The organism is Streptomyces griseobrunneus (assembly GCF_046713465.1).
In the GTDB taxonomy this organism is placed as follows: domain Bacteria; phylum Actinomycetota; class Actinomycetes; order Streptomycetales; family Streptomycetaceae; genus Streptomyces; species Streptomyces microflavus.
This window is the reverse complement of the sequence record NZ_CP177080.1, coordinates 5,071,779-5,092,780: the sequence shown is the minus strand read 5'-3', so window position 1 is coordinate 5,092,780 and position 21,002 is coordinate 5,071,779. Positions and strand designations below refer to the sequence as shown.

The window sequence follows — 21,002 nt, the reverse complement described above, 5'->3', positions numbered from 1 at the left end:
TCCGGGGTCACGGGCACCGGCGCGGCCAGGGCTCGCTCTCCCCCCTGAGCGCCGAAAGCAACGAACCCGCAGAATCACAGGGATCGCACCTATGGCCGTCGTCGTCATCTTGTTCCTCATAGCCGCGGCATTTCTCGCCGTCGCCCTGATCGGCCCGTACCGGCTGTACTGGCGGGCCCGGCCGCGAGCGGCGGAGCAGCCTTCGGAGACGGCTCTCGCGGTGGGGCGGGTCGTCGCATTCGCGGTCTCCGGGGTCTTCGTCTTCGCGGGCTGCTCGGCCCAGGAAGCGGCCGACCAAGGGGCCTGGACGGCGAGCGAGGTCCGGAAAGCCTCCGAGGACGCAGCGGAGTTGATGGCCTCCGACCCGCAGATCCGCCGCGATCCGGCGGACGGCTACACCTCACTGATCGAGGCGGCCGTCCGCGAGGCAGGAGAGGGTCAGGGACCCTCGTACCGCGTCTCCGTCGAACGAGCCGGTGACGGTCACTCCTACGTGATCTCGGCGGACGGCTCCGAGGTCTGCGTGCACGTCACGGAGGTGAAGTCGGCACAGGGCGGGATCTTCGTGCCGGAGGCGGGTGGCGGCAGCGGCTCCATCGCCACGTACGACCTGACCGCGACGGTCGAGGACGGCGCTTGCTGAACCGGGCGGGTGGCGTGCGGACACCGTGTTCATCGCTTCCCCCCCTCCCCCGGACCCGCTGAGCGCCCGGCGGCGCTCAGGCCGTCTTCAGCTTCTCCATCACATCGCGCATGTCACTGATCATGTCGGCGTGGAACGACTCCGGCGCGGGGCCGTCGGGCCACTCGTCCGGCTCCTCGTCGCTCTCGGGTTCCGCGCGGTTCATGGAGGCGGTGATGGTGAGCGTGAGGACCACAGCGCCGTCCAGCCGCTCAGCCGCGTCCCTTCCCCGTCCTCGACCGGCAGATAGGCCCGGTCCCCGAGGTTGGGCACCAGTTCGGGCCTTTTCTCCTCGCCATCCGTCAGAGCTGACGGCCCCTCGCGGGCCTCGAACTCGGACCGGGGGTCGGTCTCCTCGTACAGCTCGACCGTCAACCCGATGTGGGCGTAGACGCTCCAGACCTTGGCGTACGTCTCGGCGCCCTCCTCGGAGGCGAGTCCCATGTAGCAGCGGACCTGGTTGAGCGCCGGGTGTTCGATACGTCCCGGAGCGAGGGCGAGGGCGTCTTCACGCTTCCCCACGGACGCGGTCAACGCCTTCAGCTGCATCGCGGAACACGAGCGGCCGTCCACCCGGTGGCCGCGCGCGTCCCGGCTTCCGCGTGACGCCGTCCCCGTACGCGAAGACGGCCGTCACCCACACCGCGGAGGCGGCCAGCGCCCCGGCGACGCCCCACAGCAGGCCGTGCCCGCTGCGGCGCCCGGACGGCGGCTTCCGGTCGAACCCGCCCACCGCCTCCGCGGTGTGCTCCGGCCCGAACTCACCGATCAGCTCCGGCTCGGAAATCGTGTCCGGCACTCCCCCTGGGCGACAACTGTCGAACACGTGCGCCCCCGTCAGCCCTTGGGGGTCACCACCGCCGCCTGCGGGCGCACCGGCAGGCGGTTCACCGGGCGGCCGGTGGCCGAGCGGACCGCCGAGGCCACCGCCGCCGGGGCCGTCACGACGGGGACGGCGGAGACCGGCTTGGCGCCGAAGGGGGCCACCACGTCCCGCTCCTCGACCAGCTTGACGATGCGGATGTCCGGCGCGTCCAGCGAGGTCGGGAGCGCGTAGCCGGCCAGGTCGGGGTGGCGGATCAGGCCGCGGGCGGTGCGGAGGTTCTCGGTGAGGGCCGCGCCGATGCCCTGGGTGATGCCCGCCTCGATCCGGGTCGCCAGCTGGGCGGGGTTCAGGACGCGGCCGACGTCCTGGGCGACCGCCATCTCGACCACGCGGATCGAGCCGAGCTCGATGTCGACGTCGACGACCGCCCGTACCGCGCAGAACGCGAGGCCGACGAAGGCGTCGCCCTGGCCGGACTCGTCCAGCGGCTCGGTGGGGTGGGGGCGGCACTGGGCGGTGGCCCAGAGCTCCTTGCCGTCCATCGCCTCCATGACGGTGGTCGACAGGACACCGTCGTACGAGGTGATCTTGCCGTCGGCGATCTGGAGCAGCTCCGTGGACATGCCGAACTTGTGGGCCAGCGGCTGGAGGAGCTGGGTGCGGACCATCTTCGCCGCCCGCTCCACCGCCCCTCCGGAGACCCAGGTGTGGCGGCCGTGCGTCGCCGGGCCCGCGGGCGGCTGATCGGTGTCGACCGCCGCCACATGGACCTCGTCGATGCCCAGGACCTCCTGGACGACCTGGCGGGCGAGGGTGGTGAAGCCCTGGCCCGTCTCGACCGCCGCGCAGATGACGGTGGCTACGCCGTCGTGGACCCGGACCGTCGCCGTGGAGACCTCGTCCGCGCCCTCGGCGCCGAGCATGTGGACCATGCCGACCCCGTAGCCGACGCCCCGCCGCACCGCCCCGGGCTCGCCCGCGCCCTCGGGGCCGCCGGGCAGCAGCCAGTCGTCCTCCGGGGTGTCCTTGGGGAGGGCGGGGAGGGGGTGGTCGCGTACCGCGCGGAGCAGTTCGGCCACGGGGGCCGGGCAGGTCACCGTCTGGCCCGTGGGCAGGATGTCGCCCGTGGAGAGCGCGTTACGGAGGCGGAGTTCGGCCGGGTCGACGCCCAGCCTGGCGGCCAGCTTGTCCATCTGGCCCTCGTACGCCGCGCAGACCTGCATCGCGCCCTCGCCGCGTACGTGACCGGAGGGCGGGTTGTTCGTGCGGACCGCCCAGCCCTCGATGAAGGCGTGCGGGACGACGTACGGGCCGCAGGCGAAGGCGACCGCGGCGGCCAGCGACTCCGAGGAGGCGTCGGCGTACGCTCCCGCGTCCAGCAGGATCTGGGCCTCCACCTTGACCAGCCGGCCGTCCGCGTCCGCGTGGTGGCGGTAGCGCAGCAGGGTGGGGTGGCGGTGGGCGTGGCCGAGGAAGGACTCCTCGCGGGTGGCGGCCAGCTTCACCGGGCAGCCGGTGCGCAGGGCGAGCAGGCCCAGCGGGATCTGGAAGCCGGGGTCCTCGCGGTCGCCGGTCGCGCCGGGGACGCCGGTGACGACGACCTTGACCCGGTCCGGCTCCAGTCCGAAGCAGGCGGCGGCCAGGTCGCGGTCGGTGTGCGGGTCGGTGGAGGCGGTGTAGATCTCGACGCCGCCGTCCGGGCGGGGCACGGCGAGCCCGGCCTCCGCGCCGATCGGAGCGGGGTCCTGGCGGCCGATGCGGTAGAGGCCCTCGACGATGATCTCGCCGGTCGCCTCGGCGTCGCCGTACCGCAGGGGGATGTGCCGGATCAGATTGCCGTCGGGGTGCAGGGGCTCCGCCGCGAACGCCTTCTCAGGGTCCGTGACCGGCTCCAGCACCTCGTACTCGACGGCGATGGCGGCGGCGGCCAGGCGCGCGGTGTCCGGGTGGTCGGCGGCGACGGCGGCGATCGGCTCGCCGTGGTGGCGGACCAGCTCGGAGGCGAAGACCGGGCGGTCGACGACCCGGCGGCCGTAGTTGCTGTCCCCGGGGACGTCCTCGTGCGTGACAACCGCGCGCACCCCGGGCATCGCGGCGGCGGCCGAGGTGTCGATGGACAGGATGCGGGCGTGCGGGTGCGGGGAGCGGAGCACGGAGGCCCAGAGCAGCCCCTCGGCCCAGAGGTCGGCGGCGTACGGGAAGGTGCCCTCGGTCTTCGCACGGGCGTCGGCGGGCGGCAGCGAGGCGCCCAGGCCCATCAGGGGCGGCTCCTGGCCGGGACCGTCGCCCGGCCCGGCGGCCGCGTCGATCCTGGGCAGGGTGGTGCTCGTCGCGTTGGCCGCGGTGGCTGCGTCGCCGCTCACGCCGCCTCCTTGTCGTTCGCCCCGCCGCTACGGGGGCGGGGGGTGAGCTGTGGTGTCGCGGGGTGCTGTCCGGATGACGTGGGTCTGCGCGCGCCGGTCACTGCGCGCCTCCCTCGTGCGGGTGGTGCTGGTGCTGCTGCTGTACGCCGCCGGCGCCGGGCTCGGCCTGGTGCGGGATGCGGGGCTCGTCCTGGGCGGTGGCCGTCTGGGCGGAGGCGGCCGCATCCGCGCTCGCCTCACGGCCCGCCACGACGTCCGCGACCGCGTCGAGCACGCCCCGGTAGCCGGAGCAGCGGCAGAGGTTGCCGCAGAGGGCCTGGCGGGTCTCCAGCTCGCTGGGGGCGTGGTTGCCCTCCAGCAGGTCGTGGACCGTCATCGCCATGCCGGGGATGCAGAAGCCGCACTGGACGGCTCCGCAGGCGGAGAGCGCCCGCTGGACGTCGGAGGGTTCGCCGCCGACGGCCAGCCCCTCGACCGTACGGACCTCGCTGCCCGCGGCGGTGGCGGCCGGCACCAGGCAGGAGGCGACCAGCCGGCCGTCGACCTGGACGTTGCACGCCCCGCACTCGCCCTGCGAGCAGCCGTCCTTGGCCCCGGCGAGGCCGAGGCGCTCGCGGAGCACGTAGAGCAGGGACTCGCCGATCCAGGCGTCGGCGACCGGGCGGTCCACGCCGTTCACGTGCAGGAGGTAGGAGGCGGAGGGGTGTTCGCTCGGTACGTCGACGGGGGCGGTGGCCGGGTCGTGCGCGGGGTCGTGGGCCGGGTCCGGCTCGGGTTCCGCTTCGGGGGCCTGCTCCGCGTCCGCCTCGGGGGCGGCTGCTGCCGTGTCCTCGGAGGTGGGCTCGGGGCCGGAGTCGGAGTCGGCGGGCGCTTCCGGGGCTGTGTCGGCCGGGGGTTCCGCTTCCGCCGCGGTGAGGGGTTCGGCCGGCTCCTCCGTCTCCTCGGCGGAGAGCGGGTGGGCACCTGTCTCGGGGTCGGCGGCGGGGTGGGCCGCCGTGTGCTCCTCGTCCGGGCCGGGGCGCACGGGCGCCGGGGACTCCTCGGGCTGCGGCTGCGTGGCCCAGGGGGCGGGGGCGCCGCCGGGAAGCGTCGCCGGGCGCGTGTCGTCCGCGTACCACTGCTGCGAGGCCGCCGCCGAGGCCAGGAACTCGCCCGACTCGTCCGGAAGATCCCCGTCCGCGACCGGGATCGTCCACTGGCCGGTGTGGCCTGTGTGCTCGGAGTGCGCGGAGGCGTCGGAGTGCGCGGACGTGTCGGTGTGGCCGGTGTGGTCGCCGGGACTCGCGTAATCGCTGGGACCCGTGTGGTCCGTGTAGCGGGCCGGACCGTTGTGGCCGCTGTGCTCCTGGTACTCCCCGGGCCCCGCCCCCGCACCGGACTGCCCGGACTGCCCCGGCCTCTCCCCCATCGCCTCGGTGAAGTTCCACTGGGCCGTGGAGTGCGAGGTCTCCTGGTACGGCTGCGCGTACCCGCCCTGCTGGTTCGGGTCGGGCCAGTGCACCGCGCCCGGGGCCGCCTCCTGGGCGCGCCGCTCGGCCTGCGCCTGCTGCTGGCTCTGGGTCTGCACGACCCAGCTGCCCGTCGCGGCCGGGTCCAGACCGGCGGCCGGGGTCAGCGGCAGGATCATCGGCGGTACGTACCCGTGGCCGGGCGCGGCCAGCGGGACGCCCGCCAGGTCCTCAGGCGGGAGCTGGACGAACGCCGTGGCGTCCGCGTCGTACTCACCGCTCTGCGGCGTCGGCTCCCAGCCCCCGTACCGGGGGTCGGGGCCCTGCTGCCCGTGCTGGTCGGGGCGTTCCTCATTGCTCACGACAGTGCCCTCCCCAGTGCGCGTCGGGCGAGCGCGGCGACGGTGCGCCGCAGGTGGAGTACGGCCGGGGACAGCGGCGGGGCCTCTGATCCGTCGGCCGGCGGTGCGTTGTCCGGGATGCAGGCGGCGGCGACGTACTCGCCGAAGGCCGCCAGCGCGTCGGGGGCCAGGCCCCGCTCAGCGTCCCAGTCGATCAGCGAGGCGATCCAGCGCTCCGCCTCCAGCGGGCGCAGCGGCATCGGGGCGATGGCGCCGACCGCGCAGCGCACCCCGCGGCGGGCCGGGTCCAGGACGATGGCGACGGAGGCGGTGGCACGGCCGGGTCCGGTGCGGCCGGTGGCCTTCAGGAACACCTGCGGGGCGTGCAGCAGCGGTACACGGACGAAGCCGATCAGCTCGGCCGGGGCCAGCATCTCGCGGCCGGCCAGCAGGTGCGAGACGGGGATCTCGCGGCGGGCTCCGCCGGGTCCCGCGACGACCAGCTCGGCCTCCAGGGCGGCCAGCACCGGCAGGGCGTCGCCGGTGGGCGCGGAGGTGGCGATGTTGCCGCCGAGGGTTCCGGCGTTGCGGATCTGGGGCGGGCCCGCGGCGCGTGCGGAGGCGGCGAGGGCGGGGATCAGGGCGGCGAAGTCGGGCCGTCCCATGCGGGCGTGGGTGAGGCCGGCGCCGAGCAGGGCGTGGCCGTCCTGGTAGTGCCAGCCGCGCAGCTCGCTGATCCGGCCGAGGCCGACCAGTCCCGAGGGGCGCAGGAGCCCCTTGTTCACGGCCGCCATCAGGTCCGTTCCCCCCGCCACGGGGACGGCGGCAGGCATGACTTCCAGCGCCGCCACGGCCTCGTCGAGCGAGGCCGGCAGCGTCACCGACTGCATCGCCTGCGGTGCGTGCGTGGTCAACCCAGCTGCCCCTTCCCGGTCTCCCGGCTGGTCCGCCTGTTCCGCCGTACGGTACGTGCTCACAGGCCGGACGTGGCAACTCTGGCACATCTTCCGACGGGACCGGCGCGAGGGTCCGCGAAGGGTGGATCCGTCCCTGACCTGGGGGATGATCCGGTTTCGCACCTCTTCGGAGTGGAGGGTGAATTGCCACTCTTAAGCGAGGCTTGTGCGACTTATTCCGTTCGTGCCGCAGGGTGTTCGGCCCGCGCCGGAGCAGGTCCGGCGCGGGCCCGCGGCGATCTCACACCACCGGCGGCGCCCCCTCGATCGGGCGGCCGAGGACGCCGGGCCGCTGCTGCCGGGGCAGCGGGCCGCCCGGCGGGCGGTAGTCGACGCCGAGGGCGTCGAGCCGGGTGTAATGGTCCGTCATGCGCTCCTCGAAGGCGCCGAAGTCCCGGTCGGCCGGGGCCGGCAGGGGCGTCCAGGCGACCTCCGCGAGGGCGGCGAGGCGCGGGAAGACCTGGTAGTCGACGCGGGACCGGTTCTGCATGACCTCGGTCCACACGTTGCCCTGGGTGCCGAGGATGTGCCCGGCGGCCTCCTCGGAGAGGCCCGGCGGAACGGGTTCGAAGCGGTAGACGTCCTCCAGGGTGCGGACGTACCCGATGGGCATCGGCTCGTCGGGGCCGCCGTCCTGACGGTGGTCCAGATACACCTGCTGCTCGGGGCACATCACCACGTCGTGCCCGGCCTCGGCGGCCGCGATGCCGCCCGCGTAACCACGCCAGGAGGAGACCGCGGCGCCTTCGGGGAGGCCGCCTTCGAGGATCTCGTCCCAGCCGATGAGGCGGCGGCCGCGTGCGGTGAGCCAGGTGTCGAAGTGGCGGATGAACCAGGACTGCAGCTCGTCCTCGTCCTTGAGGCCGAGTTCGGCGATCCGGGCCTGGGCGGCCGGGGACTCCTTCCACTGGTCCTTGAGGCACTCGTCGCCGCCGACGTGGATGAACGGCGAGGTCTCGGCGGGGAACAGCTCCAGGAGTTCCTCGAAGACGCCCTCGTAGAAGCGCAGGGTGTTGTCGGTGGGGGCGAGTACGTTCGGACTGATGCCCCAGGTGTCCCAGACGGAGAGGGTGGTGGTGTCGATGACGTCGGTGTTGCCCAGCTCGGGGTACGCACTGATGGCGGCCTGCGCGTGGCCCGGGATGTCGATCTCGGGGACCACCCGGATATGCCGCTCGGCGGCGTAGGCGACGATCTCGCGGATGTCGTCCTGGGTGTAGTGACCGCCGTGCGGGGTCTCGTCCCACAGCTCGGAGGCCCGGTGCCCGTACTTGGTGCGCGAGCGCCAGGAGGCGACCTCGGTGAGGCGCGGGTGGCGCTTGATCTCGATGCGCCAGCCCTGGTCGTCGGTGAGGTGGAAGTGGAAGACGTTCAGCTTGTGGGCCGCGAGGAGGTCCAGGTAGCGCAGGACGTCGTCCTTGGGCAGGAAGTGCCGGGAGACGTCGAGCATCAGGCCGCGCCAGGAGAAGCGGGGTTCGTCCTCGACGACCACGGCGGGGACGTCCCAGGTGCGCCCCGGCGCGAGGGGTGCGCGCCGGAAGGCGTCCGGGCCCAGGAGCTGACGGAAGGTCTGCGTCCCCCAGAAGAGGCCGGCCGCGCTGCCGCCGGTGATACGTACGGCACCGGCGTCGACGGCCAGGCGGTACGCCTCGGGCGCAAGCGCCGCGTCGAGCGACAGCTCCACGCGAGGACCGACGGTGCCGGCGGCGCCCTCGGCGGCTTCGGCGAGCGGCAGCCCGGTGGCGGCGCCGACGGTGGCGCGCAGCCGACGGGCGACGCCCTCGGTGCCCGGCGCGGCGCTGATGACCGTTGCCTCGCCCAGCCGGAACGGCTCCTGGCCGGGCGGTCCCCAGGTCAGGCCGCGCGGGGCGGGGACGAGCCCGGGAACCGCCTCGCCCCCGGGTGTCAGCGCGTCCGGGCCCTCGGCGTTCTTGGATGTCATGACGTCAGTCCTTTACCGCTCCGCCCAGTCCGGAGACGAGGCGTCGCTGTACGAGTACGAAGAAGACGAGGACGGGAATGGTCATCACCGTCGAGGCTGCCATGATCCCGCCCCAGTCGTTCTCGTCCGGCTTGAAGAAGACCAGCAGCGCCATGGGCAGCGTCGACTGGGAGGTGTCGCTGATGATGAAGGACTTCGCGAACAGGAAGTCGTTCCAGGTGGTGATGAAGGAGAAGACGCTGGTCGCGACGAGGCCGGGGAAGACCAGCGGGAAGAGGATCTGCCACAGGAAGCGGGTGCGGCTCGCCCCGTCGATGTAGGCGGCCTCCTCCAGCGCTTCGGGGACCGCCTTGACGAAGCCGCGGAGCATCCAGATGGCGAACGGCAGCGAGAAGGCGAGGTGCGGGAGGATCAGCGAGCCGAGCGTGTTGAGCTGGCCGAAGTCCCGCATCAGGAAGAACAGCGGGATGGTCAGCGCCTCCACCGGAACCATCTGCGCGACCAGGAACATGATCAGCAGGGTGGTGCGGAACTTGAAGCGGAAGCGGGTCACGGCGGTGGCGGCCAGGAAGGCGATCAGCGCGGAGGCGATGACGACCGTGCCCGCCACCAGCAGGCTGTTGAGGAAGTAGCGGCCGAAGTCCTGCTGTTCGAAGACCCGGCGGAACGAGTCGAGCGAGGGGGCCAGCGTCCAGGGGCGGGGGGTGGTCGACTGGATCTCGCCGGCCGGTTTGAAGGCGGAGAGCACCATCCAGTAGAGGGGGAAGGCGACCGCCACGGCGATCAGCAGGGCGGTGGCCTCGGCCGCCAGCCTGCCGGGCCTCTTGACGCGCAGAAGCGTGCGTGCGCTCACAGTTCCTCCCCCTGGCGCCTCACCAGGCGCAGATAGACCAGCGTGACGGCCAGCAGGATCACCAGCATCACGACGCCGATCGCGGAGCCGAGGCTGTACTGCGAGGACGCGAACGCCTTCTGGTACGCGTACACGTTGAGCACCAGGTTCTGCCCGGCGATACCGCCGCCGTTGGTCATGACGTAGATCTGGGTGAAGACCTTGAAGTCCCAGATGATTGACTGGATGGTGACGACGATCAGGATGGGCTTGAGCATCGGCGCCATGATGGTCCGCCAGATCCGCCACTGGGAGGCGCCGTCCAGCGAGGCGGCCTCCAGCACTTCGGCGGGGATGGCCCGGATGCCCGCGTACACGGTGACCATGACGAACGGGAACGAGCACCACAGGACTTCGAGGAGTACGAGCGCGAAGGCGCTGTAGCGCCCGTACGTCCAGGAGAAGTCACCGAGCCCGAGCACCTTGTTGACCGGTCCGAAGTCTGGGTCGAAGAGGAAGACCCAGACGGTGGAGCCGGTGATCGCGGGGGTGGCCCAGGCGCCGAGCGCGGCCATCATCAGCGCGAGCCGGGGCAGGGCGCGGATGCGGGTGAGCAGGACGGCCAGCGCGCAGCCGACGAACAGCGTGGAGACCACGCAGGCCGCGGCGAAGAGGACGGTGGCGAGGAGGACCTGCCAGAACTGGCTGTCGTTGAAGAGGGTGGCGTAGTTGCCGAACCCCTGGAAGGTGGTCGGTTCGCCGCCGCTGACCTGGGCCTGGGTGTACTCCAGGAACGAGATCAGGCCGAGCTGGTAGATCGGGTAGACGAGCAGCCCGGCGAGCAGGACGAGGGCGGGCAGCAGATAGAGCCAGGGGGTCCAGCCGGAGTGCCCCTTGGGCGACACGGAGCGGCCGCGCCGGGGCGGGCGGCCGGCGGGGGCGCCGGTGCCCGCCGCGGACGCGCCCGCGACCGGGGTCTTGTACGGGGTGGTGTGCGTGGTCATCGTCAGCCTGCGGCGGTGAAGGCCGCGTCCATCTTCTTCGCCGCGTCGTCCGAGGCCTGCGCCACGTCCTTACGGCCGGAGACGATCTCCTGGAACATCGTGGGCAGGACCAGGGATGCGTCGATCTGGCCCCAGGCGGGCGAGGCGGGGACGAACTTGGCGCCCGCGCCGAGGGTCTGGACGAACGGGGCGACGAAGGGCTGCTTCTTCGCGGCGTTGTCCAGGACGTCGGTGTAGGTGGGCAGGAAGCCCATCGCGTCGAACATCTCGGCCTGGGTCTTCTTGCCGGTGAGCGACTTCATCAGGTCCACGGCGAGGGTGCGGTGCGAACTGCTCTTGAGCACACCGATGTTGTTGCCGCCCGCGAAGGCGGGGGCGATGGAGTCCGGGGCGATGCCGGGCAGCGGGACGACGGCGTACTTGCCCTTGACCGAGCCCGCCTCGACGGCCGCGTGACTGAAGTCGCCGCCGATCGCCATGGCTGCCTTGCCGGAGGCGAAGGCGGTCACGGTGGCGTTGCCGCCCATGGAGGCGCACTTGGCGGCCGGACAGTTGTCGTCGCCGAAGAGGGAGGTGTAGGCCTCGATGCCCTTGCGGGCCTTCTCGCTGTTGATGGCCGACTTGTACGTTCCCCCGCTCTCGCCCGCGATCTCGCCGCCGTGGGACCAGATGAAGGGCATCGCGCCGTAGGTGTAGGCGCCGCCGACCGCGAGGCCGTAGAGGTCCGGCTTCGCCTTGTGGATCTTCTTGGCGGTGGAGACCAGCTCGGCCTGGGACTTGGGGGGCTGGATGCCTAGGTCCTTGAAGACGTCGGTGCGGTAGTAGAGGGCGCGGACGCCTACGAAGAAGGGGGCGCCGTAGACCTTGTCGCCGACGGTGACGGACTGCTTGGCGATCGGGTCGGTGTCCTTGGCCTCCTCCCAGGCGCCGAACTCCTCGGTGATGTCCGCGAGGCCGCCGTCCTTGACGTATCCGGCGGTGTCGCTGTTGCCGTACTCGACGAGGTCCGGGGCGCTCTCGGGGTCGTTGAACGCGGCCTTGATGCGCTGGGCGCGGGTGTCGACGGGTATGTACTCCACCTCGACCTTCGCGCCCTTGTGGCTCTTCTCGAACGCGGCGACGGCGTCGTCGACGACCTTCTCCTTGGGCTTGTTGCCGACCTCCTGGAAGAGCCAGACACGGAGAGTCCCGCTCTTCTCGTCACCCTTCGCACTGGTGTCGGAGGTCTGCGGCGCGCAGGCGGTGGCGGTGAGGCCCGCCAGCACAAGCGCCGCAACCGGGGCGGCAATTCGGGCAGAAAGCTTCATCCGGGAACCCCTACCGGTCATTCGTTGCATCATGTGCAACGCGCGTTTCGTTCTGCACAACTGGCAGGAGAGTAAGTCCGGTTCCGGCGCCCGACAAGTGGTCTCCACCACTCTGTGACCAGCCGACGCAGCCCGTGCAACGCGAGCATCCGGTCACCCTCGGTGACCGGGAACGCAAAAGGCCCCCGGTGCGCGCGTCAACCGCGCGCACCGGGGGCCGTGGACCTAGTGGGACCCGGGCCCTACTTCTTGCCCTTGTCCTTGCCGCCGCCCTTGCCCTTGTCCTTGTCGCCGCCGGCGCCCATGGACTCGTAGATCTCCTTGCACATGGGACAGACCGGGTACTTCTTGGGGTCGCGCCCCGGCACCCAGACCTTGCCGCACAGCGCGACCACGGGAGTGCCCTCCAGGGCGCTCGCCATGATCTTGTCCTTCTGGACGTAATGGGCGTAGCGCTCGTGGTCGCCGTCGCCCCTCGACACCTGCGGCGTCGGCTCTACGAGGGTCCCCGTACCTGCCCCGCGATCGGGCTCAAGAGTGCTCATAACCGCCAAGGGTACTGAAAGCCGGGGCCTTCAGTTGAGCGAAGGGTCGTCCGGATACGTGGCGATCATCGCCAGCTCGCTGCGCTGGCGGCGGAGCACCGCGCGCCATAGGTTCTCCGGCCGCGGGGAGGAGACGTCACCGGGCTCGGACTCGACCACGTACCAGGCGCCCTCGCCCAGTTCGCCCTCCAGCTGGCCCGGGCCCCAGCCCGCGTACCCGGCGAAGATCCGCAGCGATCCCAGGGCCGGTCCGAGCAGCTCAGGCGGGGTCTCCAGGTCGACCAGGCCGATCGCCCCGTGGACCCGGCGCCAGCCGAGGGGGCCCTCGTCGCCGGGGATCACCGCCACGCCGAGCGCCGAGTCGAGCGAGACCGGACCGCCCTGGAAGACGACGTCCGGCTCACCGGTGAGGCCGGCCCAGGACCCGAGGATGTCACCGACGCCGACCGGGGTCGGGCGGTTCAGGACCACGCCGAGGGAGCCCTCCTCGTCGTGGTCGAGGAGGAGCACCACCGCGCGGTCGAAATTCGGGTCCGCCAGGGCGGGTGTGGCCACGAGCAGTCGCCCTGTGAGCGAGGACACCTCCGTCATGGCAGAAATGATCCCGCATCTTCGCCCTCCGCGGGGTCCCGGCGACCGTGATGACCACCTCAGGAGAGCGAGCGCAGCTCAGGGCGCACGGAGGCATGGGGAGCGCACCGCACGGGGGGTGTGGAGGGGGCCATCCGGACGGTGACCCTCCGCAAGATCAGGTGCGCGGAGGGTGTTGTGGCGGATTCATGACGTTCGTACACCCCCCTTCGCCTTACGGAAGGGGGGTAGGAGGCCATTACCCTTTTCGTTGGCCCCCTGCCCGACCACTCCGGAACGCGAGATACATGACCGGCACAGACGATGTCCTGCTTGTCCACGGCGGCACCCCGCTGGAGGGCGAGATCCGCGTCCGAGGCGCCAAGAACCTGGTGCCGAAGGCAATGGTCGCCGCGCTGCTCGGCAGCGGGCCCAGCCGTCTCCGCAACGTTCCCGACATCCGTGACGTACGGGTCGTCCGAGGACTGCTGCAGCTGCACGGCGTCACCGTCCGCCCCGGCGACGAGCCGGGCGAACTGATCCTCGACCCCTCGCACGTCGAGAGCGCGAACGTCGCCGACATCGATGCCCACGCGGGCTCGTCGCGCATCCCGATCCTCTTCTGCGGCCCGCTGCTGCACCGCCTCGGCCACGCCTTCATCCCGGGCCTGGGCGGCTGCGACATCGGCGGCCGGCCGATCGACTTCCACTTCGAGGTGCTCCGCCAGTTCGGCGCGACCATCGAGAAGCGGGCGGACGGCCAGTACCTGGAGGCCCCTCAGCGGCTGCGCGGCACCAAGATCCGGCTGCCGTACCCCTCGGTGGGCTCCACCGAGCAGGTGCTGCTCACCGCCGTCCTCGCCGAGGGCGTCACCGAGCTGTCCAACGCGGCCGTCGAGCCGGAGATCGAGGACCTCATCTGCGTACTGCAGAAGATGGGCGCGATCATCTCCATGGACACCGACCGGACCATCCGGATCACCGGTGTCGACAAGCTCGACGGATACACCCACCGGGCGATCCCGGACCGTCTGGAGGCGGCCTCCTGGGCGTCGGCGGCGCTGGCGACCGAGGGCAACATCTACGTGCGCGGCGCCCAGCAGCGCTCGATGATGACCTTCCTGAACACCTTCCGCCGGGTCGGCGGCGCCTTCGAGATCGACGACGAGGGCATCCGCTTCTGGCACCCGGGCGGCGCGCTCAACGCCATCGCGCTGGAGACGGACGTCCATCCCGGCTTCCAGACCGACTGGCAGCAGCCCCTGGTGGTGGCGCTGACGCAGGCCGCGGGGCTGTCCATCGTCCACGAGACGGTGTACGAGTCGCGGCTCGGCTTCACCTCGGCGCTCAACCAGATGGGTGCGCACATCCAGCTGTACCGCGAGTGCCTGGGCGGCTCGGACTGCCGCTTCGGGCAGCGCAACTTCCTGCACTCGGCGGTCGTCTCGGGACCGACGAAGCTCCAGGGCGCCGATCTGGTCATCCCCGACCTGCGCGGCGGCTTCTCGTACCTGATCGCGGCGCTGGCGGCCCAGGGAACCTCCCGGGTGCACGGCATCGACCTGATCAACCGCGGCTACGAGAACTTCATGGACAAGCTCGAAAAGCTCGGCGCGAAGGTGGAGCTGCCGGGCGGTTCGCTCGTCTGACCCACCCGCGTGCCTCCAGGGCCCGCACAGTGCTGCCGCACACAGCGCTGCGCACCGCGTGAGCAGCCCGCCGCCCCGGCCCCTTCACCAGGGACCGGGGCGGCGGGCTTTCGGGCTTCAGAGGGGCCGTGGGGCCCCTCGGGAGCGGGCGTACCGGCCGGGGGTGGTGCCCGCGATCCGCTTGAAGTGCCGGGTCAGGTGGGACTGGTCGTGGAAGCCGACGGCGGTCGCCGCCTCACCGGGCGGCACCCCGTCGAGCAGCAGGCGGCGGGCCCGGTCGACCCGGCGGGACGTCACGTACTGGTGCGGCGCGATCGCGTAGGCCGCGCTGAACGCCCGTACGAGATGGGTGGGGTGCGCGTGGACCAGCCGGGCGGCCTCCGCCAGGGTGATGCCCCGGTCCAGCCGCTCGTCCAGGAGCTCGCGCAGGTCCTGGGCGACGCCCTGGCCGGGCGGCGGGCCCGCGAGGGCGCCCGTGAGGGCCTGTGCGGGGCGCAGGTGGCCCCGCAGCCGCTCCCCGACGAACGCCAGGCGGCTCTCCGCCTCCAGCGCGTCACCCGGGTCCGCCAGGGCCGTGTGCAGCCGGGCGACGCGGGTCCGCAGCAGCGGGTCGGCGAGGTCGGGGGTGTCCACGGCGGGCCCGATGTAGCCCGCGTCGAGCTGTGTCATGTCCAGGTAGAGCACCCGTTTGCGGAAGCCGTCCGAGGTCGCGGGCGAACCGTTGTGCGGGACCTGCGGCGGCAGCAGACTCACCGTGCCGCCCGGGGTACCGCGCTCGTGGCGGTCCAGGTCGTAGCGGACGGCGCCGTCGTCGACGATCAGGAGCGTCCAGGCGTCGTGCACGTGCATGGGGTAGGCGTGCTCGGTGAAGCGGGCGTGGAAGACCTCCACGACGCCCGGGACCGCCGGACGCCAGGCCGAGATCTCATGCCGTACCTGTTGCCTTGGCGTCACGCAAAGAACGTACAAGACCTCGTCCGGGGCCACCGGCCAGTCTCGGACCATGAGAAACACGCACGAGACCGGAAGCGGAACCGGCGAGGCTCCCGTCCGCTTCGACACGAAGATCGCGGTGCTGCTCCGCGACGACCTGGAGTCCTGGCAGCGCCTGAACGTGACCGCCTTCCTGGTCAGCGGCCTGGGGACGGCGGTGCCCGAGGTGATCGGCGAGCCCTACGCGGACGCCGACTCGACCGCGTACCTGCCGATGCTCCGGCAGCCCGTGCTGGTCTTCGAGGGGGCGAAGGAGACGCTGACCGCCGCGCACACGAAGGCGCTCTCCCGGTCCCTGGCGACGGCCGTGTTCACCTCGGACCTGTTCGCTACGGGGAACGACCGGGACAACCGGGCGGCGGTACGGGCGGTGGGGCGGGACGCGCTGGATCTGGTGGGCCTCGCCGTGTACGGGCCGCGCAACGCCGTGGACAAGGTCCTCAAGGGCGCGCGGATGCATTCCTGACCTTCCGGGCGGCCGCCGCGTGCGGGGGCCTGTGCGGGGCGCATGTGCCCCTGGCATGCGCGAGGGCGGCCACCCCTGGTCGGGGGTGGCCGCCCTCCTTGCGCCTTTGAGGGTTACTTACCCTTGGCGGCTTCCTTGAGCTTCGAGCCCGCGGAGACCTTCACGCTGTAGCCGGCGGGGATGTTGATCGGGTCGCCGGTCTGCGGGTTGCGAGCGGTGCGAGCGGCACGGTGGGTGCGCTCGAAGGTCAGGAAGCCGGGGATGGTGACCTTCTCGTCGCCCTTGGCGACGATCTCACCGACGGTCTCGGCGAGCGCGGCCAGCACGGCGTCGGCGTCCTTGCGAGTCACCTCGGCGCGGTCGGCCAGGGCGGCCACCAGCTCACTGCGGTTCATGTTGTTACTCCCGTGTTCTTCTTGCCTGTGAGGCGTGAGATCGAAGCCGATGCTGCCAGGGCCCTCTGACAGTCCCCGGACCCGGGTCTGATGTCAGACCCTCGCGCCCGATTACGCATCCTGCCCCCACCTGCGGCGGGAAAGCCAATCCGGAACCCTTCAGGGTCAACGAAAAGCGCCACTGTTTGCTCGTGGTGACGTTCCGTCGGCTTCCCTTAGCGGTCCGCAGCGGATGCCGGGCCCTACGGGGCCCACTGCCCGCCCACCCTAAAGGGGCGTTTGGGGCGCCGCGACCCGCGACGCGCCGTACGGCACGGGCGGGTGCGGCCCGGGGTCTTTCGCGGGTACCCCTTGAGGGACCCCCGAAACAGGGGTGAACGGGTGGGGTCAGACGGCGGTGGAGGATTCCGTGCCGGTGCCCGCGGCGGCCTTGGCGGCCGCGCGGACGGCTCCGGCGACCGCGCCGGCGACCTTGTCGTTGAAGACCGAGGGGATGATGTAGTTCGCGTTGACCTCGTCCTCGGCGACCACGTCGGCCAGGGCTCCGGCGGCGGCGAGCATCATCTCCGTGTTGACGGTGCGGGACTGGGCGTCCAGCAGACCGCGGAAGACACCCGGGAAGACCAGCACGTTGTTGATCTGGTTGGGGAAGTCGGAGCGGCCGGTGGCGACGACGGCGGCCGTCTCGCGGGCGATCGTCGGGTCGACCTCGGGGTCCGGGTTCGCGAGCGCGAACACGATCGCACCGTCCGCCATCGCCGCGACGTCGTCGCCGTTCAGGACGTTCGGGGCGGAGACACCGATGAAGACGTCGGCGCCGACGACGGCCTCCTTGAGGGTGCCGGTGACGCCCTCGGGGTTGGTGTTGTCGGCGATCCAGCGCAGCGGCGAGTCGGGGTCGGCGGCGACGAGGTCCTCGCGTCCGGCGTGCACGACGCCGTGGATGTCGGCGACGACGGCGTGCTTGACGCCCGCGGCGATCAGGAGCTTCAGGATGGCCGTACCGGCGGCTCCGGCACCGGACATGACGACCCGTACGTCACCGGTGCTCTTGCCCACCACGCGCAGGGCGTTGGTCAGGGCGGCCAGGACGACGATGGCGGTGCCGTGCTGGTCGTCGTGGAAGACGGGGATGTCCAGGGCCTCGCGCAGCCGGGCCTCGATCTCGAAGCAGCGGGGTGCGGAGATGTCCTCCAGGTTGATGCCCGCGAAGCCGGGGGCGATCGCCTTGACGATCTCGACGATGGCGTCGGTGTCCTGCGTGTCCAGGCAGATCGGCCAGGCGTCGATGCCGGCGAAGCGCTTGAAGAGGGCCGCCTTGCCCTCCATGACGGGCAGCGCGGCCATCGGGCCGATGTTGCCGAGGCCGAGCACCGCGGAGCCGTCCGTCACGACTGCGACGGAGTTGCGCTTGATGGTGAGGCGGCGTGCGTCCTCGGGGTTCTCGGCGATGGCCATGCAGACCCGGGCGACGCCGGGGGTGTAGATCATCGAGAGGTCGTCACGGTTGCGGATGGGGTGCTTGGACGCCATCTCGATCTTGCCGCCGAGGTGCATGAGGAACGTACGGTCGGAGACCTTGCCCAGCACGACGCCCTCGATGTCGCGCAGACCTTCGACGATCTCGTCCGCGTGCGAGGTGGAGGAGGCCGCGATCGTGACGTCGATCCGCAGCTTCTCGTGGCCGGACGCTGTGACGTCGAGGCCGGTGACCGACCCCCCGGAGGACTCGACCGCCGTGGTGAGCTGGGAGACTGCGGTGCCGCTCGCGGGCACCTCCAGCCTGACCGTCATCGAGTACGAGACGCTGGGCGCCGTTGCCATGGCCGAGTCCTTCGCTTTCCTGAAGCTTCATTGCCGCGTATCCGGAACCCTCGTTCCGGTCACGCTTCCCGATCGTCGCACCTACCGACTGGTAGCAGGTAATGACTGCCATCTTTCGGAAAGTGTTTTCCACCATACGAGAAGTCACCCGTTCGGCGGAACCCCCAACGGCGTTCGCGAACATAAAAGGCCCCTGGAACAAGAACAGACCCGCGCCACCGTCAGGTGACGCGGGTCTGTGTTTTTCAGTTGAGTGGCACCGACCCGCCATGCTCGCCTCGCGGCAAGTGGTCGCTCGAAGCGACGAAGGTTGGGCCCGGGGGCTTGGATCGAGTCGGTGCCAGTACCAAGGTAACAAAGACCCCGGAGAAGTGATTCCCGTGCGACAGGTTGACTCGCGCGCCGTCACTTCCCAGCAGGTCCGGGTCACTCCCTCAGCAGGTCCGGCACCCCGTCCTCGTCCGGCATGTCCCGCTCCCCCGACACCACCGTGAGCTGCTGGGTGGCCCGGGTCAGCGCCACGTACAGCACCCGCAGCCCCGCCGGGGACTCGTCCGCGATCTCCGCGGGCGAGACGACCACCGTGGCGTCGTACTCCAGCCCCTTCGCCTCCAGGCTGCCCAGCGCCACCACCCGCTCCCCCAGCTCGGCGAGCCACTCGCGGGCCTGGGCGCGGCGGTTCATCGCCACGACCACGCCGACCGTGCCGTCCACCTCCGCCAGCAGCCGCCGCGCCTCCTCGCGGACCGTGGCGGCCAGGTCGCCGCCCTCCACCGGCACGAAGCGCGGCACCACCCCGGTCGAGCGGACGGCCGACGGGGACTCCATGCCGGGCATGGCGAGCGCCAGCACCTTCGCAGCCAGCTCCGCGATCTCGGCCGGGTTGCGGTAGTTGACCGTCAGGGTGAAGCGGCGGCGCGGCCGGGAGCCGAGCGCCTCGTCCCGGGCCGCGGCCGCCTCGTCCGGGTCGGACCAGGAGGACTGTGCCGGGTCGCCGACGATGGTCCAGGTGGCGTGGCGGCCCCGGCGGCCGACCATGCGCCACTGCATGGGCGTCAGGTCCTGCGCCTCGTCGACGATGACGTGGGCGTACTCGGTGCGCTCCGCCGCGAGCCGCTCGGCCCGCTCCCACTGGGTCTCCTCGCGCTGCGGCATCAGCTCCTCAAGACCCGAGAGGTGGTCCAGCGGGTCCGCCTCCCGCTTCCGCTTCGGCCGGACGACCGTGCCCAGCAGCGCCTGGAGCTCGTCCAGGAGCGCCACGTCGTGGACGGAGAGCGGACCGCCGCCGTCCGCGTCCAGCCGCTTCAGGGAGCGCGCCAGGCGCCGCACCTCGCCCTGGTTGAGGATGCGCCGCGACCAGCGGGCCAGCCGCCGCTCGTCGGCCATCGCGGCCAGCACCCGGCGCGGGGTGAGCTCGGGCCACCACGCGTTCAGGAACTCCAGGAACGGCGTCTCGGTGGAGACGTCCTCGTCGAAGGACGAGCGCAGCTCCGCCACCAGCTGCGGGTCGGTGTAGCGGCCGCGCCCCGACGACTTGCTCCACAGGGCGTCGAGCAGCAGCTTGCGGGCGCGCGGGCGCAGCAGGTTGACGGGGGCCGTGCCGCTCAGCACGTTGTTGCGGATGCGCTGGAGGTCGTCGGCCTCCAGCTCGACCCGGGCGCCGGAGGCGACGACGCGCAGCCGGTTCGGGGTGGCGGCGGGTGCCGTCGCCCCGTCGGCGGGCTCCTCGCCGAAGGAGAGCTGGCCCCCCTGCTGGGGCGCGGGCCGGCCGCCCTGCTCCAGAGCGCCCCGGGCCGCCTTGCGCAGCACGTGGAGCATCCGGGAGGAGCCCTTGATACGGGCCACGGCCGGTTCGTCGTAGGTCGTCGCGCCGGCGGTGCCCGCCGCCTCGTCGGAGAGCGATCCGACCGCACGGATCGCGACCTGGCCCTCCTCACCGAGCGAGGGCAGCACCCCCTCGGTGTAGGCGACCAGGAGCGGGGTCGGGGAGACGACGAGGATGCCGCCCGCGTACCGCCGCCGGTCCTGGTAGAGGAGGTAGGCGGCCCGGTGCAGGGCGACCGCCGTCTTCCCGGTGCCGGGGCCGCCGGTGACCTCCGTGACGGAGGCGGCGGGGGCCCGGATCACCAGGTCCTGCTCGGCCTGGATGGAGGCGACGATGTCCCGCATGGTGTGGCTGCGGGCCTGGCCGAGCGCCGCCATCAGGGCGCCGTCGCCGATCACCGGCAGCTTCCCGCCGTCCAGGTACGCGGTCAGCTCCGGGCGCATCAGGTCGTCCTCGACCCCCAGGACCTTGCGGCCCTTGGAGCGGATGACCCGGCGGCGTACCACCCGGCCCGGCTCCTTCGGGGTGGAGCGGTAGAACGGGGCGGCGGCCGGGGCCCGCCAGTCGATCACCAGCGGCGCGTAGTCGGAGTCCAGGACCCCGATCCGGCCGATGTGGAGCGTCTCGGCGATGTCCGCGGTGGCGTCCTCCCTTACGGCGTCGTCGGCCGGCTCGACGGAGGTGAACGCGCCGTCCGGGCCGCGCTCACCGTCCTTGCCGAGGAGCAGATCGATCCGCCCGAAGAGGAAGTCCTCGAACTCGTTGTTCAGCCGGTTGAGGTGGACGCCCGCCCGGAAGACCTGGGCGTCCCGTTCGGCGAGGGCGCCGGGCGTGCCGACCTGCCCGCGTTTGACGGCGTCGTGCATGAGAAATTCCGCCTCGTCGATCTTCTCTTCGAGACGGTGGTAAACGCGGTCCAGATGATCCTGCTCGACACCGATTTCCCGGTCCCGCAGCGAATCGACAGCGGCATCCTGCGCGGCCACCGAGGCCCCCTTCTGACGTGCATCGGGCAGCCGTCAACCCTATGCGAA

Annotated in this window: 19 protein-coding genes; 3 read left to right on the top strand and 16 right to left on the bottom strand. The window is 71.9% G+C overall.

What is annotated here, in order from left to right:
- Positions 1–91 precede the first annotated feature (91 nt).
- Positions 92–643 carry a hypothetical protein gene (locus ACK8N7_RS23160; RefSeq protein ID WP_403213284.1) on the top strand — a complete coding sequence of 184 codons (552 nt, stop codon included), beginning with the start codon at positions 92–94 and terminating at the stop codon, positions 641–643.
- A gap of 76 nt (positions 644–719) precedes the next feature.
- On the opposite strand, the gene ACK8N7_RS23155 is transcribed toward ACK8N7_RS23160, so the two are convergent.
- From ACK8N7_RS23155 to ACK8N7_RS23100, 12 genes are all read right to left on the bottom strand, one after another.
- The gene (locus tag ACK8N7_RS23155; protein ID WP_403213286.1) at positions 720–848 is read right to left on the bottom strand and encodes a hypothetical protein; all 129 of its coding nucleotides are present in this window, start codon (positions 846–848) and stop codon (positions 720–722) included.
- On the bottom strand, positions 845–1,204 hold the full coding sequence (locus ACK8N7_RS23150; protein WP_500443993.1) for a hypothetical protein: 360 nt from the start codon (positions 1,202–1,204) through the stop codon (positions 845–847). Before ACK8N7_RS23150 ends, ACK8N7_RS23155 begins: the two co-directional genes overlap by 4 nt.
- A complete protein-coding gene (locus tag ACK8N7_RS23145; protein ID WP_500443991.1) occupies positions 1,191–1,481 on the bottom strand; it encodes a hypothetical protein in 291 nt (96 codons plus the stop codon). Before ACK8N7_RS23145 ends, ACK8N7_RS23150 begins: the two co-directional genes overlap by 14 nt.
- Before the next feature lie 38 nt (positions 1,482–1,519).
- Positions 1,520–3,871, bottom strand: coding sequence for a xanthine dehydrogenase family protein molybdopterin-binding subunit (locus tag ACK8N7_RS23140; RefSeq protein WP_500443989.1), 2,352 nt, complete (start codon positions 3,869–3,871; stop codon positions 1,520–1,522).
- A gap of 97 nt (positions 3,872–3,968) precedes the next feature.
- Entirely contained in the window at positions 3,969–5,681 is a 1,713-nt protein-coding gene (locus tag ACK8N7_RS23135) for a (2Fe-2S)-binding protein (protein WP_500443987.1), read from the bottom strand.
- A complete protein-coding gene (locus ACK8N7_RS23130) occupies positions 5,678–6,574 on the bottom strand; it encodes an FAD binding domain-containing protein (protein WP_403213293.1) in 897 nt (298 codons plus the stop codon). The genes ACK8N7_RS23135 and ACK8N7_RS23130 overlap by 4 nt, the downstream gene beginning before the upstream one ends.
- Before the next feature lie 283 nt (positions 6,575–6,857).
- Positions 6,858–8,558 (bottom strand): beta-N-acetylhexosaminidase, encoded by a 1,701-nt coding sequence (locus ACK8N7_RS23125; protein ID WP_500443985.1) that lies wholly within the window; start codon positions 8,556–8,558, stop codon positions 6,858–6,860.
- Positions 8,559–8,562: 4 nt separating this feature from the next.
- A complete protein-coding gene (locus ACK8N7_RS23120) occupies positions 8,563–9,411 on the bottom strand; it encodes a carbohydrate ABC transporter permease (protein ID WP_403213297.1) in 849 nt (282 codons plus the stop codon).
- On the bottom strand, positions 9,408–10,394 hold the full coding sequence (locus ACK8N7_RS23115) for a carbohydrate ABC transporter permease (RefSeq protein WP_403213299.1): 987 nt from the start codon (positions 10,392–10,394) through the stop codon (positions 9,408–9,410). Before ACK8N7_RS23115 ends, ACK8N7_RS23120 begins: the two co-directional genes overlap by 4 nt.
- Before the next feature lie 2 nt (positions 10,395–10,396).
- Entirely contained in the window at positions 10,397–11,701 is a 1,305-nt protein-coding gene (locus ACK8N7_RS23110; RefSeq protein ID WP_403213301.1) for an extracellular solute-binding protein, read from the bottom strand.
- Positions 11,702–11,943: 242 nt separating this feature from the next.
- Positions 11,944–12,246 carry a DUF3039 domain-containing protein gene (locus ACK8N7_RS23105; protein WP_015608862.1) on the bottom strand — a complete coding sequence of 101 codons (303 nt, stop codon included), beginning with the start codon at positions 12,244–12,246 and terminating at the stop codon, positions 11,944–11,946.
- A 30-nt stretch (positions 12,247–12,276) separates the two neighbouring features.
- Positions 12,277–12,837, bottom strand: coding sequence for a YqgE/AlgH family protein (locus tag ACK8N7_RS23100; RefSeq protein WP_015608863.1), 561 nt, complete (start codon positions 12,835–12,837; stop codon positions 12,277–12,279).
- Positions 12,838–13,124: 287 nt separating this feature from the next.
- Here ACK8N7_RS23100 and murA point away from each other — a divergent pair, with 287 nt between their 5' ends.
- Positions 13,125–14,465, top strand: a complete 1,341-nt coding sequence (gene murA / locus ACK8N7_RS23095; protein ID WP_015608864.1) for a UDP-N-acetylglucosamine 1-carboxyvinyltransferase — start codon at positions 13,125–13,127, stop codon at positions 14,463–14,465.
- A gap of 117 nt (positions 14,466–14,582) precedes the next feature.
- Here the strand turns inward: murA and ACK8N7_RS23090 are convergent, their stop codons facing one another.
- A complete protein-coding gene (locus tag ACK8N7_RS23090) occupies positions 14,583–15,470 on the bottom strand; it encodes a helix-turn-helix transcriptional regulator (RefSeq protein ID WP_403213303.1) in 888 nt (295 codons plus the stop codon).
- Between ACK8N7_RS23090 and ACK8N7_RS23085 the strand changes: the two genes are divergently transcribed.
- The gene (locus ACK8N7_RS23085) at positions 15,469–15,924 is read left to right on the top strand and encodes a DUF2000 family protein (protein WP_403213305.1); all 456 of its coding nucleotides are present in this window, start codon (positions 15,469–15,471) and stop codon (positions 15,922–15,924) included. The two genes, ACK8N7_RS23090 and ACK8N7_RS23085, sit on opposite strands and share 2 nt — an antisense overlap.
- 113 nt (positions 15,925–16,037) lie before the next feature.
- On the opposite strand, the gene ACK8N7_RS23080 is transcribed toward ACK8N7_RS23085, so the two are convergent.
- The 3 genes from ACK8N7_RS23080 to ACK8N7_RS23070 all read right to left on the bottom strand — a co-directional run bounded on the left by ACK8N7_RS23080 (position 16,038) and on the right by ACK8N7_RS23070 (position 20,954).
- Positions 16,038–16,319 carry an HU family DNA-binding protein gene (locus tag ACK8N7_RS23080; protein ID WP_003968811.1) on the bottom strand — a complete coding sequence of 94 codons (282 nt, stop codon included), beginning with the start codon at positions 16,317–16,319 and terminating at the stop codon, positions 16,038–16,040.
- Between the two features lie 387 nt (positions 16,320–16,706).
- Positions 16,707–18,143: an NAD-dependent malic enzyme gene (locus tag ACK8N7_RS23075; protein WP_500443982.1), complete on the bottom strand. Its 1,437-nt coding sequence runs from the start codon at positions 18,141–18,143 to the stop codon at positions 16,707–16,709.
- 426 nt (positions 18,144–18,569) lie between these two features.
- The gene (locus ACK8N7_RS23070) at positions 18,570–20,954 is read right to left on the bottom strand and encodes a HelD family protein (protein ID WP_403213309.1); all 2,385 of its coding nucleotides are present in this window, start codon (positions 20,952–20,954) and stop codon (positions 18,570–18,572) included.
- Positions 20,955–21,002 lie beyond the last annotated feature (48 nt).

Bases quoted from the DNA above. Each gene is read 5' to 3' on its own strand.
- ACK8N7_RS23160 (WP_403213284.1), top strand. From the start codon at position 92: ATGGCCGTCGTCGTCATCTTGTTCCTCATAGCCGCGGCATTTCTCGCC.
- ACK8N7_RS23155 (WP_403213286.1), bottom strand. From the start codon at position 848: ATGAACCGCGCGGAACCCGAGAGCGACGAGGAGCCGGACGAGTGGCCC.
- ACK8N7_RS23125 (WP_500443985.1), bottom strand. From the start codon at position 8,558: ATGACATCCAAGAACGCCGAGGGCCCGGACGCGCTGACACCCGGGGGC.
- ACK8N7_RS23115 (WP_403213299.1), bottom strand. From the start codon at position 10,394: ATGACCACGCACACCACCCCGTACAAGACCCCGGTCGCGGGCGCGTCC.
- ACK8N7_RS23110 (WP_403213301.1), bottom strand. From the start codon at position 11,701: ATGAAGCTTTCTGCCCGAATTGCCGCCCCGGTTGCGGCGCTTGTGCTG.
- ACK8N7_RS23105 (WP_015608862.1), bottom strand. From the start codon at position 12,246: ATGAGCACTCTTGAGCCCGATCGCGGGGCAGGTACGGGGACCCTCGTA.
- ACK8N7_RS23100 (WP_015608863.1), bottom strand. From the start codon at position 12,837: ATGACGGAGGTGTCCTCGCTCACAGGGCGACTGCTCGTGGCCACACCC.
- murA (WP_015608864.1), top strand. From the start codon at position 13,125: ATGACCGGCACAGACGATGTCCTGCTTGTCCACGGCGGCACCCCGCTG.
- ACK8N7_RS23085 (WP_403213305.1), top strand. From the start codon at position 15,469: ATGAGAAACACGCACGAGACCGGAAGCGGAACCGGCGAGGCTCCCGTC.
- ACK8N7_RS23090 (WP_403213303.1), bottom strand. From the start codon at position 15,470: ATGGTCCGAGACTGGCCGGTGGCCCCGGACGAGGTCTTGTACGTTCTT.
- ACK8N7_RS23080 (WP_003968811.1), bottom strand. From the start codon at position 16,319: ATGAACCGCAGTGAGCTGGTGGCCGCCCTGGCCGACCGCGCCGAGGTG.
- ACK8N7_RS23075 (WP_500443982.1), bottom strand. From the start codon at position 18,143: ATGGCAACGGCGCCCAGCGTCTCGTACTCGATGACGGTCAGGCTGGAG.